This window comes from Streptomyces sp. CB02009 (assembly GCF_001905825.1).
Taxonomy (GTDB): domain Bacteria; phylum Actinomycetota; class Actinomycetes; order Streptomycetales; family Streptomycetaceae; genus Streptomyces.
Window position 1 is genome coordinate 306,530 of sequence record NZ_LIVV01000002.1, and the last position, 15,677, is coordinate 322,206.

Annotated in this window: 14 protein-coding genes and 2 pseudogenes; 9 read left to right on the top strand and 7 right to left on the bottom strand. The window is 73.4% G+C overall.

All coding sequences use genetic code 11. From position 1 onward, the window contains the following. Both AMK27_RS08765 and AMK27_RS08770 read left to right on the top strand, forming a co-directional pair. Positions 1-1,257, top strand: a complete 1,257-nt coding sequence (locus AMK27_RS08765) for an acyltransferase family protein (RefSeq protein ID WP_079188305.1) — start codon at positions 1-3, stop codon at positions 1,255-1,257. A gap of 64 nt (positions 1,258-1,321) precedes the next feature. Then, positions 1,322-2,977: a serine protease gene (locus tag AMK27_RS08770; protein WP_143204837.1), complete on the top strand. Its 1,656-nt coding sequence runs from the start codon at positions 1,322-1,324 to the stop codon at positions 2,975-2,977. A 13-nt stretch (positions 2,978-2,990) separates the two neighbouring features. On the opposite strand, the gene AMK27_RS08775 is transcribed toward AMK27_RS08770, so the two are convergent. Continuing rightward, positions 2,991-3,569 carry a TIGR03086 family metal-binding protein gene (locus tag AMK27_RS08775; RefSeq protein ID WP_073904486.1) on the bottom strand — a complete coding sequence of 193 codons (579 nt, stop codon included), beginning with the start codon at positions 3,567-3,569 and terminating at the stop codon, positions 2,991-2,993. 141 nt (positions 3,570-3,710) lie between these two features. On the opposite strand from AMK27_RS08775, the gene AMK27_RS08780 reads away from it, so the two are divergent. After that, entirely contained in the window at positions 3,711-4,283 is a 573-nt protein-coding gene (locus AMK27_RS08780; protein WP_073904488.1) for a GNAT family N-acetyltransferase, read from the top strand. 39 nt (positions 4,284-4,322) lie between these two features. Here AMK27_RS08780 and AMK27_RS08785 read toward each other — a convergent pair whose 3' ends face one another. Further along, positions 4,323-6,278 carry an APC family permease gene (locus AMK27_RS08785; RefSeq protein ID WP_073904490.1) on the bottom strand — a complete coding sequence of 652 codons (1,956 nt, stop codon included), beginning with the start codon at positions 6,276-6,278 and terminating at the stop codon, positions 4,323-4,325. 153 nt (positions 6,279-6,431) lie between these two features. Beyond that, the gene (locus tag AMK27_RS42305) at positions 6,432-6,614 is read right to left on the bottom strand and encodes a hypothetical protein (RefSeq protein ID WP_143204838.1); all 183 of its coding nucleotides are present in this window, start codon (positions 6,612-6,614) and stop codon (positions 6,432-6,434) included. A 236-nt stretch (positions 6,615-6,850) separates the two neighbouring features. Here AMK27_RS42305 and AMK27_RS43535 point away from each other — a divergent pair. The 6 genes and pseudogenes from AMK27_RS43535 to AMK27_RS08810 form a co-directional block, all read left to right on the top strand. Next, a pseudogene (locus tag AMK27_RS43535) lies at positions 6,851-7,910 on the top strand (APC family permease); the annotation flags it as partial. Position 7,911: 1 nt separating this feature from the next. Next, positions 7,912-8,612 (top strand): annotated as a pseudogene (locus tag AMK27_RS43540) (amino acid permease); the annotation flags it as partial. 338 nt (positions 8,613-8,950) lie between these two features. After that, complete coding sequence (locus tag AMK27_RS08795; protein ID WP_073904491.1) at positions 8,951-10,165, top strand: low temperature requirement protein A; 1,215 nt, start codon at positions 8,951-8,953, stop codon at positions 10,163-10,165. Between the two features lie 205 nt (positions 10,166-10,370). Continuing rightward, the gene (locus AMK27_RS08800) at positions 10,371-11,195 is read left to right on the top strand and encodes a DUF4389 domain-containing protein (RefSeq protein WP_073904493.1); all 825 of its coding nucleotides are present in this window, start codon (positions 10,371-10,373) and stop codon (positions 11,193-11,195) included. A 108-nt stretch (positions 11,196-11,303) separates the two neighbouring features. Beyond that, positions 11,304-11,972, top strand: coding sequence for a DUF998 domain-containing protein (locus AMK27_RS08805; RefSeq protein ID WP_079188386.1), 669 nt, complete (start codon positions 11,304-11,306; stop codon positions 11,970-11,972). Positions 11,973-12,044: 72 nt separating this feature from the next. Next, a complete protein-coding gene (locus AMK27_RS08810; RefSeq protein WP_107425515.1) occupies positions 12,045-12,692 on the top strand; it encodes an alpha-ketoglutarate-dependent dioxygenase AlkB in 648 nt (215 codons plus the stop codon). Between the two features lie 60 nt (positions 12,693-12,752). Here AMK27_RS08810 and AMK27_RS08815 read toward each other — a convergent pair whose 3' ends face one another. The 4 genes from AMK27_RS08815 to AMK27_RS08830 form a co-directional block, all read right to left on the bottom strand. After that, a complete protein-coding gene (locus AMK27_RS08815) occupies positions 12,753-13,211 on the bottom strand; it encodes a hypothetical protein (protein ID WP_198955826.1) in 459 nt (152 codons plus the stop codon). Between the two features lie 64 nt (positions 13,212-13,275). Beyond that, a complete protein-coding gene (locus tag AMK27_RS08820) occupies positions 13,276-14,499 on the bottom strand; it encodes a mannosyltransferase family protein (protein ID WP_079188307.1) in 1,224 nt (407 codons plus the stop codon). A 130-nt stretch (positions 14,500-14,629) separates the two neighbouring features. Then, on the bottom strand, positions 14,630-15,049 hold the full coding sequence (locus AMK27_RS08825) for a hypothetical protein (protein ID WP_241847391.1): 420 nt from the start codon (positions 15,047-15,049) through the stop codon (positions 14,630-14,632). Next, on the bottom strand, positions 15,042-15,539 hold the full coding sequence (locus AMK27_RS08830; RefSeq protein WP_073905866.1) for a SigE family RNA polymerase sigma factor: 498 nt from the start codon (positions 15,537-15,539) through the stop codon (positions 15,042-15,044). Before AMK27_RS08830 ends, AMK27_RS08825 begins: the two co-directional genes overlap by 8 nt. Positions 15,540-15,677: the final 138 nt, after the last annotated feature.

A 15,677-nucleotide genomic window follows, 5' to 3' on the forward strand; every position in this document is an offset into this window, starting at 1 on the left:
ATGACCGCGTCCTTCGAGTTCCGGGGACCCCAGGAGACCCTCCAGCTGAGGATCCCGCCCGCTCTGCGGCAGGATTTCCGGCCGGAGCCCGAACCGTCGGCACCGGCCCCGCGCAAGGGCGGCCGGGACCGCTATCTCGACCTGCTGCGCGCGCTGGCGCTGGTGCGCGTGGTGGTCTACCACAACTTCGGCTGGTTCTGGCTGCCCGTCGTCTTCCCGTCGATGGGCGTGATGTTCGCGCTGGCCGGGTCCCTGATGGCGCGCTCGCTCAGCCGTCCCGCCCTGGGCGTCATCCGGGGGCGCATGCGCCGGCTGCTGCCGCCGATGTGGCTGTTCGGCGCGGTCGTCCTCACCCTCGAGATCGTCGACGGCTGGGGCCCCGACGCCGAGGGGCACCCCGACTGGTGGTGGGGCAAGCTGCTGTTCTGGCTCGTGCCGCTGAGCACCCCGCCGTACGCCGAATCGCTGAACGGCTTCGACCACCTCGTGGGGCAGGGCTGGGCGGTCCAGGTCGTCGTGCCGCTCTGGTACCTCCGCGCGTACCTCTGGTACGTGCTGCTGTCGCCGCTCATGCTGTGGGCGCTGCGGCGGATGCCGGTGGTGACGCTGTCCGTGCCGCTCGCGGTGACGGTCGTGCTGAACACGTTCCTCATCGACCAGGAGTTCCTCTACGGCCGGGTCTGGGAGAACCTCAGCGACTTCGCCATGTTCGGCTCCTGCTGGATCCTCGGCATGGCCCACCAGGAGGGTCTGCTCAAGAAGATCCCGCAGTACGTCGTACCGTCCGTCGCGCCGCTGATCATGGTGGCCGGCTGGTGGTACCTGCAGACCCGGCCGGTCGATCCCACCGTCCCCACCGACATCGAGAGCTGGCCGATCGCCCAGGCTCTGTGGTCCTTCGGCTTCGTCGCGATCCTGCTCCACGTCAGCCCCTCCTGGGAGCAGTGGCCCCGGCCGCTGGAACGCTGGAACGGTCTGATCAGCCTGCTCAACGCCCGCGCGGTCAGCGTCTACCTCTGGCACCAGGCCGCCCTGGTGGCCGCCGTCCCGCTGATCGACCCCCTCTGGTCCGTCGGCTTCTTCTACGAGCACTTCCAGTGGCTCCTGATGAGCCCGTGGTTCACGCTGCTGGTGGCGATCCCCCTGACCGGCCTGCTGGTCCTGACCTTCGGCTGGATCGAGGACGTGGCCGCGAAACGCTCCCCGCGGCTCTTCCCGTACCCCCGCCGCGTACGGGGCAGGCGCCGGGCCGCCTGACGCGACGCGAGGGGATGTGGCGCGGGTCACGGGAACGCGGGGGCGGGGCGGGCCAGTGCTGGTCATGAACGTTTCTTCCCCGCACTCCTCCTCCGTCCCGTCCGCCTCCGTCCCGGCGGCGACGCGTCGGTCCGTGTTGCGCGGCCTCGGTGTCGCGGCGGCCGCGGGCACCGCCGCCCTCGGCCTCCCGGCCGTCACCGCCCACGCCGCGCCCGCCGGGCGGCCGGCGGGCGGCGCCTCCGGCACGTACGCGCTGACCCTCGTCCACCTGGGCCGCGACGGCGCGCCGACCACCGACTACCGCACCCTGCTGACCGCGCTGTCCGGGCCCGACGCCGGCAGCGGCCGTCAGCTGAAGGACCTGCCCAGCACCGTCACCGTCCAGGTGCCCGCCGGGCGGTACCTGCTCGACTCGACCCTCACCACCAGGCCGGTGGGGGAGGAGGACTGGGGGAACGACTGGCTCGTGCAGCCCCGGCTGGACGTCGACCGCGACACGACGGTCGTGCTCGACGCACGGGTCGCGCGCCCCGTGGACATCCGCCCGCCGGTCGCCGACGCCGTGTTCGAGCAGGCCGGGGCGTTCGTCCAGGTGACGTACGAGGGGGTCACCGGGTTCGCGAACCTGATGACGAGGTCACTGGACCTGCGCACGGCGCACCTCGGGCCGGCCGCCGAGCGCGGGGCCGTGGAGACCTGGGTGGACTCGTACTGGAACCGGCCGCGCGGCGTCTGCGCCCTCGGCTACTCCTTCCGCGGCGAGCGGGCGCTGACCGGCCTGGTCCGGCACCCGGCGCCCGGCGACCTGGCCACGCTCGTGGTGCGCGCCGGGGTGCCCGCGTCCGGCGGGGGCACGGGGCTCGTCGACTTCTCGCCGTCGGCGGGACCCTCCCCGGCGCTGTCCCTGGCCCTGCCGTCGGGGACCACCGGGACCTTCCTCCTCACTCCCGAGCGCGGCACCTGGGACCTCGTGTACGGCGCGCTCTCCGCAGCGGAGGGGCCCACCAACAACTACTTCGTCCTCGGGCGCACGTTCACGCCCGGCTCGACCACGGTGCACACCTTCGACACCCCGGTCTTCGGCCCGGCCCTGGACTCCTCGCCGGGCGCCCGGCCCGTCGCGCAGCGCACCGGCGACACCCTGGACCTGACGGTGCCGCTGCTCGCCGACGGCGACGGCCACGTGCCGTCCGCGCCCCTGTTCACGGCGTCGACCGTCACGCTGCACCGCGACGGCCGGCTGATCGCGACCCGCCGCGGCGAGAAGCCGGGACACGCCTCGTTCACCGTGCCGGCCGGGCGGGCCGCCTACCGGCTGACGGCGAACGCGACGCTCTCGCGGGGCAGTGTGACGGCGGCCTGGACGTTCACCTCCGCCGCGACGGCCACCGCCACCGACCTCCCGCTGAGCGCCGTCCGCTTCGGTCCGGACCTCGGGCTCGACGGCACCGCCCCGGCGCACACCACGAGCCGGGTGGCGGTGACGGTGGAGGGCGCGGCCCGGAGGTCGGGGGTGCGGTCGCTGACCGTGTCCGTGTCGACGGACCGGGGCGCCACCTGGAAGTCGGCGCCGGTGAGCGGCGGCCGGATCACGGTGACGACGCCGGGGCCCGGCAAGGCGGTGTCGCTGCGCGCGGAGCTGACGGACGCGCACGGCGACACCCTCACCCAGACCCACATCGACGCGTACGTCGCACGGGCCGCCACCGGGGCGCGCTGACGCGCGGGTGAGGTCAGCGGGACCAGCGGGGGTCGCGCCCGGTGAACGCGAGGAGGCGGTCCGCGCGGCTCGCCCCCTCCGGGAGGGACACCGGAGGGGCGTACTTCCCGAACGAGTCGCGCACGAAGTCGACGAGCTGCGACGCGATGTCCTCCAGCGCTTCTGCCATCTCCTCGGTCAGCGGCAGGTCCTGCCCGGTGGCCTTCGCGATGTCCCACGCGTGGAGGCCGGCGTCGAGTGCCGCGGCTGCGGTGCCGACATGGGCCGGCATCGGTCCCATCGGGGTGGGCACGCTCTCCGCGTCCCGCTCCGACTCCCACGCGGCGGCCGACGCCTCCAGCACGGCGGCCAGTTCCGCGACGGGGTCGTCGGCCACCGCGTCCACGGGCTCGAACGGGTCGCTCGCGGGCGGGAGGTCCGTGATCTGCATGACCAGCGCCTGCTGGTCCAGGCGCGCGTGGTTCAGCACCTGACGCACCGTCCACTCCGAGCACGGCGTGGCGTTCCCCCAGGCCCCGGCGGGGACGCCGCGCGCGGCGGTGAGCAGGTAGCCGTGTGCGTCAGCGAGTAGCTTGAAACCGTCGACGGTCATCCGTCGCCCCTCCCGTAGTTCCACGATCGAGCCGCCACCATAGAGCGGCACCGGACCCGGCGTCCGGCCGTTCGCCACGGCGGTGGCCGGTGGCCGGTGGCGGTGGCGGCGCCCGCCGGGCACCCGTGACATCGTGGTGCCATGACCATCGTGGTGCGCCCGGCTTCGGTCTTCGAGGATGTCCGTACCCTGGTGGGTCCGAAGTCCCCCGGGGCGAACGTCTGCTGGTGCCTGAGCTACCGCATCCCGTCCAAGCTCAACAACGAGCTCCGGGGGCCGGCCCGCGGAGCGTACGTCGCCGAGCTGTGCCGGACGTCCCCGCCTCCCGGGGTGCTCGCCTACGACGGTGACGAGCCCGTCGGCTGGGCCGCCGTGGCGCCGCGCTCGGACACCTCCTTCGCGCGCAGCCGCACGATCCCGCACGTCGACGACCTGCCGGTCTGGTCGTTGTGGTGCGTCCGCGTACGCCCCGGTCATCGCAAGAAGGGCGTCTCGCACGTCCTCATCGCCGGTGCGGTCGAGTTCGCCCGCACCCACGGCGCGCCGGCGATCGAGGCGTACCCGGTCGACAGCGGTGACGCCAGGGTCGACCTGACGATGGCGTACGCCGGGATCCGGAAGAACTTCGAACGCGCCGGGTTCACCCACGCCGCCGACACCACGTCGGTGCTCGCCGGTCACCCCCGGGTCCTGATGCGGCTCGACCTGCGCTGAGCCCGGCTCGACCTGCGCTGAGCCCGGTCCGACCGGGCCTCAGCCGACGTGGACGCGGGGGCGGCGGTCGCGGTCGGGTTCCGCCTCGCGCAGCACCTCGCGGGTGACCGGGGCGACCTCGCCCTGGCCGAGGAGGAAGAAGCGGAGGAAGTTGGCGAACGGGTTGCCCTCGGTCCACTCGAAGTAGACGTGGGGGCTGACACCCGTCAGGTCGCGGGAGTGGAGGAGCAGCGCGGCCAGCGCGTTGGGGACGGAGGAGGATTCCACGGTGAGGACGCGGAAGCGGTCGTGGAGGACCTCGCCCCGCACCGTCAGGCCTGCCTCGAACTCCGAGGGGTCGGTGACCGTCACCTCGACGAAGACGAAGTCCTCGGTGGTCGGCAGGTCGTTGTCGGCGCGGATCTGCTCGATCTTGTCGCGGTACTCGGCCACGTCCCGGTTGTCGGGCTCGTTGGCGATGAAGCGCGGGGTGCGGCGGGAGATGTCCTGGATGAAGCGCTGCGCCATCTCGTCGAGCTCGATGTGGGTGACGCGGAGCTCGAAGGCGCGGCCGAGGCGGGAGAGGAGGGAGATCAGGATGATGCCGGCGATGAAGCAGGCGCCGATCTTCACGCCGTCGGGCCGCTCGATGACGTTGACGACGGTGGTGTAGAGGAACACGGCGGAGATGACGCCGAAGCCGACGGTCCAGCCCCGCTGGCCGGCCTTGCGGGCCGCGATGGTCACCGCGATCGCGGCCGAGCAGATGAGGACGAGGACGCCGGTGGCGTACGCACCGCCCTGGGCGTCGACGTCGGCGTCGAAGATCCACGTCACGAGGAACGCGACCAGGGTGAAGACGATGACCATGGGGCGGACGGCCCGCGCCCAGTGCGGGGCCATGCCGTACTTCGGCAGGTAGCGCGGCATCAGGTTGAGCAGGCCGGCCATCGCCGAGGCGCCGGCGAACCACAGGATCAGGATGGTCGACACGTCGTAGACGGTGCCGAAGGCGTTGCCGAGGTACTCGTGCGCGAGGTAGGCGAGGGCGCGGCCGTTGGCCTTGCCGCCGGACTCGAACTCCTCGTGCGGGATGAGGACGGTGGTGATGAAGCTCGTGCAGATCAGGAAGACGCTCATGATCAGCGCGGCGGTCGTCAGCAGCTTCTTCGTCCCCCGGATGCGTCCGGTGGGCTTCTCCTCCGTGTCGCCGGGGTCGCCCTTCACGTGCGGCATGACGGCCACACCGGTCTCGAAGCCGGACAGGCCGAGTGCGAGCTTGGGGAAGACGATCAGGGCGACGCCGATCATGGCGAAGACGTTGCCGTGCTCGGCGGTCAGGGCCGCGGTCCAGTCGGTGACGACGTGGCCCTCGGTGATCACGTGCCAGAAACCGCTGATGACGACGACCACGTTGAGCCCGAGGTAGACGCCCACGAGGACGACGGCGACGCCGATGGCCTCCAGGAACCCCTTGAGGAAGACCGCGCCGAGCAGGGCGATCAGGATCATGGTGATCAGGACCTGCTTGTCGTGCAGGGCCGATTCGAGGTGGGGGTTCTCCACCAGGTGGGTGGAGGCGTCGGCCGCCGACAGGGTGATCGTGATGAGGAAGTCGGTGGCGGCGAAGCCGAGGAGGGTGAGGACGAACAGCTTGCCCTTCCAGAAGGACAGCAGCCGCGACAGCATCGCGATCGAACCCTCGCCGCGCGGGCTCTCCTCCGCCACCCGCCGGTACACGGGGAGTGCGCCGGCCAGGGTGACGATCACCAGGACGATGGTGGCGACGGGGGAGAGGAGTCCGGCGGCCAGGGCCGCGATGCCGGGCTGGTAGCCGAGGGTCGAGAAGTAGTCCACGCCCGTCAGGCACATGACGCGCCACCAGCGCTGCCCCTTGTGCCCGGTGTCGGGAGCGGCCTCCTTGGGCCGGGAGGGTCTGCCCTTCCCCATGTCGGAGAGGCCCTCCAGCATCCACGCGCGCAGTCGTCCGGTGCGCGCGTCCGGTGTGGTGGCCATGGTGGTGCTCCTGAGCTGCTGCTGGTGGGGGGATGCGCCGTCGTGCGGACGGGCCGGGCCAGCGTAAGCAACGCGTCGACGGCGGATCGGGCCGGGCGCGTCAGGAAAGCGTCAAGACGCGGCGCGCGTCAGGAAAGCGTCAAGACGCGGTGGTCACGGTCGGTACACGAGCTCGATCAGGACGGCCGCGATGAGGAGCCAGGCGCCCGCCCCGAGCACCGGCAGGGCTTCGTACGCGGCTCCGAGGACGCAGACGGGCACCGCGGCGGCGGCGAGCGACAGCGACCCGCGTCGCACGCGGCTGTCGGCGGAGGTCCGCGCCCTGGTTCGGCTCATGGCACGACCGTAGCCCCGGGGGCGCCCGTGGTCCCCCGGCGCTCGCGTCAAGAAGGCGTGAAGACAGCGCCGTCGGGCGCCAAGAACCCGCCAGGGACGACGGGGACGCGGGCACCCGGCACACACCCTGAGCGGACCTGAGCACGAAGGAGAACATCCGCATGTCCGCTCCGACCACCGAGAAGGACGTCCTGCCCGGCGCCGACGAGCCGCCGGACACCGGTGCGCGCCACCGGCTGACGGCCGTCACCGGTCTCGCCGCGCTCTCGCTCGACGCGATGGCCTCGGTGGCGTACGGCCCCGAGGCCATCGTCCTGGTCCTCGCCGCGGCCGGCGGGTACGGGCTCGGCTTCACGCTGCCGGTGACGCTGGCCACCGCGGGCCTGCTGGCGGTCCTGGTGGCCTCGTACCGGCAGGTCATCGCCGCGTTCCCGGAGGGCGGCGGCTCGTACGCGGTGGCGAAGGCGCACCTCGGCCGTCGCACCAGCCTGGTCGCGGCGGGGTCGCTCGTCCTCGACTACGTCCTGAACGTCGCCGTGGCCGTGACGGCCGGTGTGGCCGCGCTGACCTCGGCCTTCCCCGGGCTGTACGGCGACCGGGTGTGGATCTGCCTGGCCGTCCTCGTCCTGATCACGGGCGTGAACCTGCGCGGGATCGTCGACTCGGCCCGTGCGTTCATCGCCCCGACCGCCGTCTTCATCGGCGCGATCCTGGTGCTGATCGTCGTCGGCCTGTTCCGCGACGCCCCCGTCTCCACGGCCGCCTCGGACGGTCACGCCTCCGTCCTCGCCGACAACGCCACCACCGTCGGCGCCCTGCTCCTGCTGAAGGCCTTCGCCTCGGGCTGCTCGGCCCTCACCGGCGTCGAGGCGATCGCCAACGCGGTGCCGTCGTTCCGCGCCCCGGCGGCCCGCCGGGCGATGCGCGCGGAGGCCGCGCTCGGCGCGCTGCTCGGCGTGATGCTGATCGGACTGTCCGTCCTGATCTCCCGCTTCGGGCTCCAGCCCGTCGAGGGCGTCACCGTCCTCGCCCAGCTCGCCGATGCCTCCCTCGGCCACAACGGGGCTTTCTACGTCGTCCAGTTCGCCACCATGGTGCTCCTCGCACTCTCCGCGAACACCTCCTTCGGCGGCCTTCCCGTCCTGCTGAAGCTCCTGGCCCGCGACAACTACCTGCCGCACGTCTTCGGTCTGAAGGCCGACCGCCAGGTCCACCGCCACGGTGTCGTCTGGCTCGCCGTCGTCTCCGCCGCCCTGCTCGTCTTCTCCGGCGGCGACACCAACACGCTCGTGCCGCNTCGCGATCGGCGTCTTCGTCGGCTTCACCATCGCCCAGACCGGCATGGTCCTGCACTGGCACCGCGAGCGCGGCCCCCGGTGGGCCCCGAAGGCGCTCCTGAACGGTCTCGGCGCGGTCCTGACCGGGGTGTCCGCGGTCGTCGTCACCGCCACCAAGTTCCACGACGGGGCCTGGCTGATCGTCATCGCCCTGCCCGTCCTCGTCCTCGCCTTCGAGGCCGTGCACCGGGCGTACGGGCGGATCGGCGAGCGCCTCGGCGTCGGCCGGATCCCCGCACCCCCGCACCGCGAGCGCTCGCTCGTCCTGGTCCCCGTCTCGTCCCTCACCCGCCTCACCAGCGAGGCCCTCACCGCGGCCGTCTCCCTCGGCGACGAGGTCCGCGCGGTCACCGTCTGCCACCCCGACCCCGAGGACCAGGCGGCCACCGAGGCCCTCGCACGCGACTGGGCGCTGTGGAACCCGGGCGTCCCGCTGGTCCGGCTCCCCTCCGAGCGCCGTTCGCTCGGCCGGCCCATCACCGCGTACGTCCGCGACCTGGAGGCGAACGGACCGGGCACCCGGGTGACCGTCCTCGTCCCCGAGGCCGAACCCGAGCACCTGTGGCAGCGGGCCCTGCAGAACCAGCGGGGCGCGGTCGTCGCCCACGCGGTCCGCCGCGACACGAACGCCGTCGTCTGCCGGCTCCGCTTCCGATGCTGACCCGCCCCTCCCTCGACGGTGACGGTGTGACCCGGAACACGACCCCGGTCCCGCCGAGCCTCTGACCAGGGGGTTCTTGCCGTTCCCACCCCGCCGCGGGGCACGTCCCGGCCACTCGTGCCGCGGCCTCGCCCGTGGGGTGGTGTGGAAGGTGGGATCGGGGGCATGCGGGTGATGAGCGCATGGGACCGCTCACCGGCTCACGGACTTGCCGTCTCCCCCTTTCCGGCAAGCCTGTGAGCAGCCGAACGGCCCGCACCTGGCAGGGGTGCGGGCCGTTCGCCATGCCCGCCCCCGGCGGACTGGAGCGCGGCCGGGCTCCGGCCGATCACTCGGGTATGGCTTCCGAGACCGCCTCCTCAGGCACACCACCCGCCTCCTCTCCCGCCGAGTCCGAACGGCACGCCTCATGGCTGGAGTTGTTCTTCGACCTCATCGCCGTCGCGGGCGTCGCCCAGCTGGCGCACCTGCTGCACGGCACCCCGGGTGCGGAGGACCTGGGCTTCTACTGCTTGCTGTACCTGGCGTTCTGGACGGCGTGGATGTGCTTCACCACGTACGGCAACGTCGCCGCGGACAAGGTGCACACCCGAACGGTCCTGATCGGCATGTTCGGGCTCGCCGTCATGGCCGCGGCCGTTCCCGAGATCCGCTCGGACCACGCGCGGGCCTTCGCCCTCGCCTACGTGCTCGTGCGGCTCCTGGCCGCGCGCGTCTGGCAGCGGCGGGGCGAAGTCGTGGCGGACTGGCCGATCGCGCAGCTGTCGGCGGGGGTCGTCCCCTGGATCGTGTCCGTGTGGGCCGACGCGCCGGCCCGCTACTGGCTGTGGGCGGCGGGACTCGCCGTCGACCTGGGGCTCACGTTCGCCCGGTCCCGCAACCAGATCCTGGCGCGGGCCGCGGAGGAGTGGCAGGAGCACGCCGCCGGCCAAGAGCGGCCGACCCGCCCGAAGCCGGTGGCCGCCCGCATCGACGCCCGGCACCTCGACGAACGGCTGGGGCTGTTCACCCTGATCGTGATCGGCGAGAGCGTCGCGCTGACGGTGGAGGCCTCCTCGGACGTCGCGTGGACCTCCCGGCTCGCCGGGCTGGCGGTGGGCTCCTTCGTCCTGCTGCTCGCGCTGTGGGCGCTCGCGGTGCGCCGCTCGTGCGGGGTGCCGCTGCTCGGCTTCGGCGTGCTGGCCCCGCGCTTCGCACTGCCCATGCACTGCGTGTCGACCGGTGCGCTGGCCGCGCTGGCCTCCTCCCTCGGCGGAGCGGTGGTGCACGCGGACGGGCAGCTGCCGCCCGGGATGCGCTGGCTCATGTGCGGCAGCATCGCGGTGTTCCTCTCCGTCGGCCTGCTGGCGGGAGCGGTCTCGGGCCGCGGCGTCCGCTGGGTCCTGGGGGCCGGAGTGCCGGTGGTCGCCGCACCGGTCCTGCTGGGAGCGTTCGGCGGCCACGGATCCCCGGCCGCCCTGGTGTGGGCCCTGGTGGCGGTCGCCCGCTGGCCCTGGCTGTACGAGAAGCTGGCGGGACGACGGAAGGACGAGAGCTCGGACGTACGGTCGTAGCCGCGCGTGGCGCGTGGCGCGCGACCGGGGCTCGCGACCCGCAACCCGTGACCGTGCCCCGTAACCCGGTCCGGTGTGCCGGTGTACCCGTGTCCCGCGTGGTCCAGGTGGCCCCCGTGGCCGTGCGAGGGCCTGCCCCCCGCGTCACCATCGATGTGACCCGGGAAATGGGGGAGTGGGGGACGCGGGAGATACGGAGGCCGTCATGGCAGCAGGTTGGGACCCCCGGCCCTCGAACGGCACCGGTGCCGGCGGGATCGACGGAGTCGGCGGGGCCGAGTGGCGGCCCGTTCTGGACGTGCCCCCGCCGGGTCAGCAGCGCCGGTGGACGGTGTTCCTGCGCTGGCTGCTCCTCATCCCGCAGTTCATCGTCGTCGCCCTGCTGTCCTTCGCCGCCTTCTTCGTCACGATCGCGGGTTGGTTCAGCGCCCTGGTCCTGGGCCGGCTGCCCGACCCGATCGCGTCCTTCCTCGGCTCGGTCCTGGCCTACCAGACGCGGGTCTCGGCGAGCGCCGCCCTTCTCGTCGACCGCTACCCGCCGTTCGCCTTCGACGCTCCCGACTACCCGGTGCGCATCGAGCTGCGGGCCACCCCGCTGAACCGGCTCGCCGTCCTGTTCCGGCTGATCCTGATGATCCCTGCGGCCGTCCTCAGCAGCCTCGCGCAGTCCGGCTGGTTCGCCGTCAGCTGGGTGTTCTGGCTGATCGGCATCATCCTGGGCCGCCTCCCCGAACCGGTCTTCGGGGCCACGGCGGCCGTCGTCCGGTACCGCATGCGGTTCGCCGCCTACGTGATGATGCTGACGCCCGTGTACCCCAAGGGCCTCCTGGGCGACGCCCCCGAAGCCGCCGCGCAGCCGGCGTACTCGGCGACCCGTCCGCTCCGGCTGAGCACCGGCGCGCAGGTACTGGTCTGGCTGTTCCTGCTCCTCGGCCTCGCCGGCCATCTGACCTCGGGGACCGTCGACTACGACGACTCGGGCGACGACCACGCGGCGCCGGCCGCGGCCGCCGACCGGATCGCGGGATGACCGTCCCGGCGGGGTCGCGTACGTGCCGCACGCCGCCGCGCGGAGAACACGGCTGACGCGTTCCCCGTGATGCGCCGGGGGAGGTATGACCCGTCCTACGGTGGTTCGATGCGATCCGTTCCGAGATGGGCCCTGTTGTCCTCGGGGTGCGCCCCTTTGCTGCTGGCCGGCGGCTGGACCGTCGCGGCGCTGCTCGAAGGGCCCGCCTACGATCCCGTCACGCAGACCATCAGCGTCCTCGCGGCCTACGGGGCCGAGGGGTCCTGGGTCATGACCGGGGCGTTCTTCGCGCTGGGCGTCTGCCACCTCGTCACCGCCTGGGGGCTGCGGCCCGCCGCTCCCGCCGGGCGGGTGGCACTCGCCGGTGGTGGTGTGGCGGCCTTCGCGGTCGCGCTGGTCCCCGCGCCGAGCAGCGGGGGGTCGCTGAAGCACGGGGCGGCCGTCGTGGTCGGCTTCACGCTGCTCGCGGTGTGGCCGGTGCTCGCCGCCGTGCGCCGCGGCGGCGTGCCCTGGGGGCTCCGGCTGACGCCCTCCGTCGCCGTGAGCGCGCTGATGGCCCTCGGTGCGGTCTGGTTCCTCGTCGAGATGAACCGGCGGGGGTCCGCCGGTGTCGCCGAACGTCTTGTGACCTGCGTCCAGTCCACCTGGCCGCTGGTGGTGGTCGCCTCCTGCCTCCGTTACGCCGGTGACATGAGGGACAAGAGCGGTGGACGCGGTGTGAGCGACGAAAGCGATGAAAGTGGCGAAAGTGATGAGGCGTCCGCACCGCCCCGGTGACCGTGGGGGCAGGTGCGGAGGGCCGCCCGTACCCATTCGCTTACTTGTTCGATTTGGCGTTATGGTGGAGCCGTGACCGCAGCACGACCCACCCTGCCCGGACTCCAGGCATCCCTGTTCGACCAGGGCGACGAGATCCGCTTCGGCCCGCTGGACGGTCTCCGGCGGACGCCGCTCGACGACGGCGCCTGGGTCGACCACCTGCCCGGCTGGCTGCACGGCGCCGACGCGCTGTTCGAGGAGCTCGTCGGCCGGGTGCCCTGGCGGGCGGAGGAACGGCCGATGTACGACAACGTCGTCGCCGTGCCCCGCCTCCTGGCCCACTACGGCGAAGGCGCGTCCCTGCCGCACCCCGCTCTCGTCGAGGCCCGGCAGACGCTCGGTGCCCACTACGCCCCCGAACTCGGGGAGCCCTTCGTCTCCGCCGGACTGTGCCTCTACCGCGACGGCCGCGACAGCGTCGCCTGGCACGGCGACCGCACCGGCCGTTCCGCCCACCACGACACGATGGTCGCGATCCTCTCCCTGGGAGACCCCCGTGACCTCGCGTTCCGCCCGCGGTCCGGCGGCCCCACGCGGCTCCGCCTCCCCCTCGGTCACGGCGACCTCGTCGTGATGGGCGGCTCCTGCCAGCGCACCTGGGAACACGCCGTCCCCAAGACCAGCCGCGCCGTGGGACCCCGCATCAGCGTCCAGTACCGCCCCCGCGGGGTCCGCTGAGGCGGGACGCCGGGGTCGGGGTCGGGGCGAGCGGGGCCGGCGCGGGGCTGTGAATCGGGGCTAGGCGCCGGACCCGGTCTCCTCGCCCCTCCGGTGCGTGCGGAGCGCGAGGGCGCACCATACGGCCGCCGTGATCAGGGCGGCCGCCGCCATCGCGCCGACCAGTGGTGCCTCCGGGCGCCAGCCCAGGGAGAGCCGGGTGCCCAGGTACGTCAGGCCGGCCGCGATCCGGCCCGGGGCGAAGACCGGGACCTTCGCGGCGGTGGCGCGCAGGACGGCCGCCACGGCGAGGCCGATCGCGGCCCAGGCGGCCAGGTACGGCCACAGCGCGCCGGGCGCGGACGGCGGGAGCCCGTACTCCTCGGGGCCGATCCGGAAGAGCGAGGTGACCCAGCCGGCCGCCACCGCGGCCGCCGTGACGCCCACCGTCCACAGCGCGTGGCGCCAGAACGGGCCCGGCCGCGCGGCTTCCTCGTCTTCGTTGTCGTCGAAGGAGTGGGGTGCGAAGATCTCGGTCACGGTCGGTAGGACGCCGTGCGGCGACCCGGGGTTGCCCCTCGGCGCGATCAAGATCGTGGGCATGTCAGCCGGCCCAGCGGCCCGTCAGGTAGGTCAGGGCGAACAGCGTCGACAGCGGTGCGGCGAGGCAGATGTACGCGGTCCTGAAGCGCGGTGAGCGAAGGGTCCACGCGGCCAGGGTGATCCACAGGGGCCACCACAGGAGGGTCGCGCGGGGGATCGACTGGTACCAGTAGGACGTCCCCAGGGCCCACAGGCTGAGGCCGACGTAGACGGCCTCGGGCCAGCGGCGGCGGTGGACGAGCAGGGCCACCAGGGCGAGGCCGACGACCATGGCGAGCAGTTCGGCCTGGAACATGAAGGCGTAGCCGGTCGTCAGGACCTGGTCGAACGCGGACTCCCAGGTGGTGCTCCAGGCCTCCCACGGCGCGTGGAACTGGCGGTACCACCCCCGCTCCTGGGCGTGCTTCCAGGCCATCCAGTCGCCGGTACGGGCGTGCAGGTACCAGGCGTACAGGGCCGCCGGGGCGGCCGGCAGGGCCAGCCAGGGCAGCGGCCGCCAGTCGGACCGGGTGCGGGCCGTCAGGACGAAGTGCAGGGCGAGGGCGGCGGCGAGGAACAGCCCGCTGACGCGGACGGTCGTCGCCAGCGCGGCGAGCACGGCGGCCAGGGGCCAGGCGCGGCGGTGTGCGGCGAGCCAGGCCGGCAGGGCGAGGGCGAGGAAGAGCGACTCGCTGTACCCGGTGGCGAGGAAGACCGCGCAGGGGGAGAGCAGCAGCAGCTGAGCCGTCCGCCGGCCCGCGTGCGCGTCGGGCAGATACAGGCGTGCGATCCGTACGAGGGCCAGGACCGCGATCCCGCCGGCGACGAACGAGATCAGCAGCCCGGCCGCCGTCCAGCTCGGCACGACGGTGTGGACGGCCCGCAGGGCGAGGGGGAACCCGGGGAAGAACGCCTCGCGGTTGTCCCACTCGGCGTCCCACGGGCCGCTTCCCGCCGGGAAGTACCCGTCGCGCGCCACGTTCAGGAAGTGTCCCCAGTCCCAGCGTTCGAAGGGCGCGAGGACGGGTCCCGCGTCGCGCGCGCCGGCGTCGGCAGGGAAGAGCCAGGACGCGCCGTACGCGGTGATCCACAGGGAGGCGCGGGTGAGCAGGTACAGCCACAGCACGTCCCGGTCCTCGGCGCTGAGCCGCGGCAGCCGTCGGCGGCCGCGGTCGGTGCGGGGCGGGGGGAGGAGCGGCGGGAGCGGCGGCGCCTCTTCGCGCGACCTCGGGGATATCACGGACATGAGGGACTTTCGTCGAGGTGGGAGGGCATGGCGGACCGCGCGACGGCGGCGCGTCGCGGGGCGAGGGGGTCATGGGGGCCATGCGGCGGAGGTCAGGTCGGGCGGGGCCGGGCGGTCCGGCCCGCGCGGCTCAGGGCGGCGAGGTCGTCACCCGGCCCGACGGGTCCGTCGTCGTCGCCGACGGATCGCCGACGGGCCCGTCCTGGGTGGGCGAGCCCGGCGCCGTCGAGCTGCTCGACGGCGGGCCGGTGGTCTCCGCGGGGGACGGTGCCTCGGCCGAGGGGCTGACGGCCGGAACGACGGGAGCCGGCGGGTCCGACAGCAGAGCCGCCGCGGTCACCCCGCCGCCGGCGAGGATCAGGCACGCGGCACCCGCGGCCACGGCGACCCGGCGCCGGTGCGCACGCCTGGCGCGTTCGGCGATGCGCGCGACCGGTACGACGCGGGCGCGGGCCTGCCCGGAGGCGGCGGCCTGCCGGAACATCTCGCGCAGCGGGTCCCGGGGGTCCGGGGAGTCCTGGGGATCCTGGGAGTCCTGGGGGTCACGCACCGGGGTCCTCCTCAACGTTCCGGGGTTGCAGACGATCGGCGAGGGCGACCCGGCCACGGACCAGGTGCGTCTTGACGGTGCTGGCGGACTGGCCCGTCTCGCCGGCGATCTGTTCGACGCTCAGGTCGCACAGATAGTGCAGCGCCACCGTGCGGCGCTGCTGGGCGGGCAGGTCGCGCAGCGCGTCGACGAGCACCACGTGCTCCGGGCCGGGGCCCTCGACGGGCGGGGGAGCGCCCGCGCGGTCCCAGGCGTCCGACGTGCGCCTGCGGAACCGCCAGCGACTCACCGCCAGACGCCAGGCGACCGTACGGATCCACGCCTCCGGCTGCCCGTCGCGATCCAGCTGCCGCCGCCGGCTCCACCCCTTGACGAAGGCCTCCTGCACGACGTCCTGAGCCTCGTGCAGATCGCCCAGCATCACGTACAGCTGCCCTGTGAGTCGCGCGACCGCCTGCTCGTAGAACGCCTCGAACTCCTCAACGGTCAACACTCACTCCCGGATCTTTCGCTTCACCCCGCATACGCCTGGCGCCAGGCGTCCGGTTGACACGGTCCGCACATCCACAGAGTGATGGTGGTCACAGAACCGGGCCCGTCGCACGGCGTGCGGCGGGCGGTGCGAGGG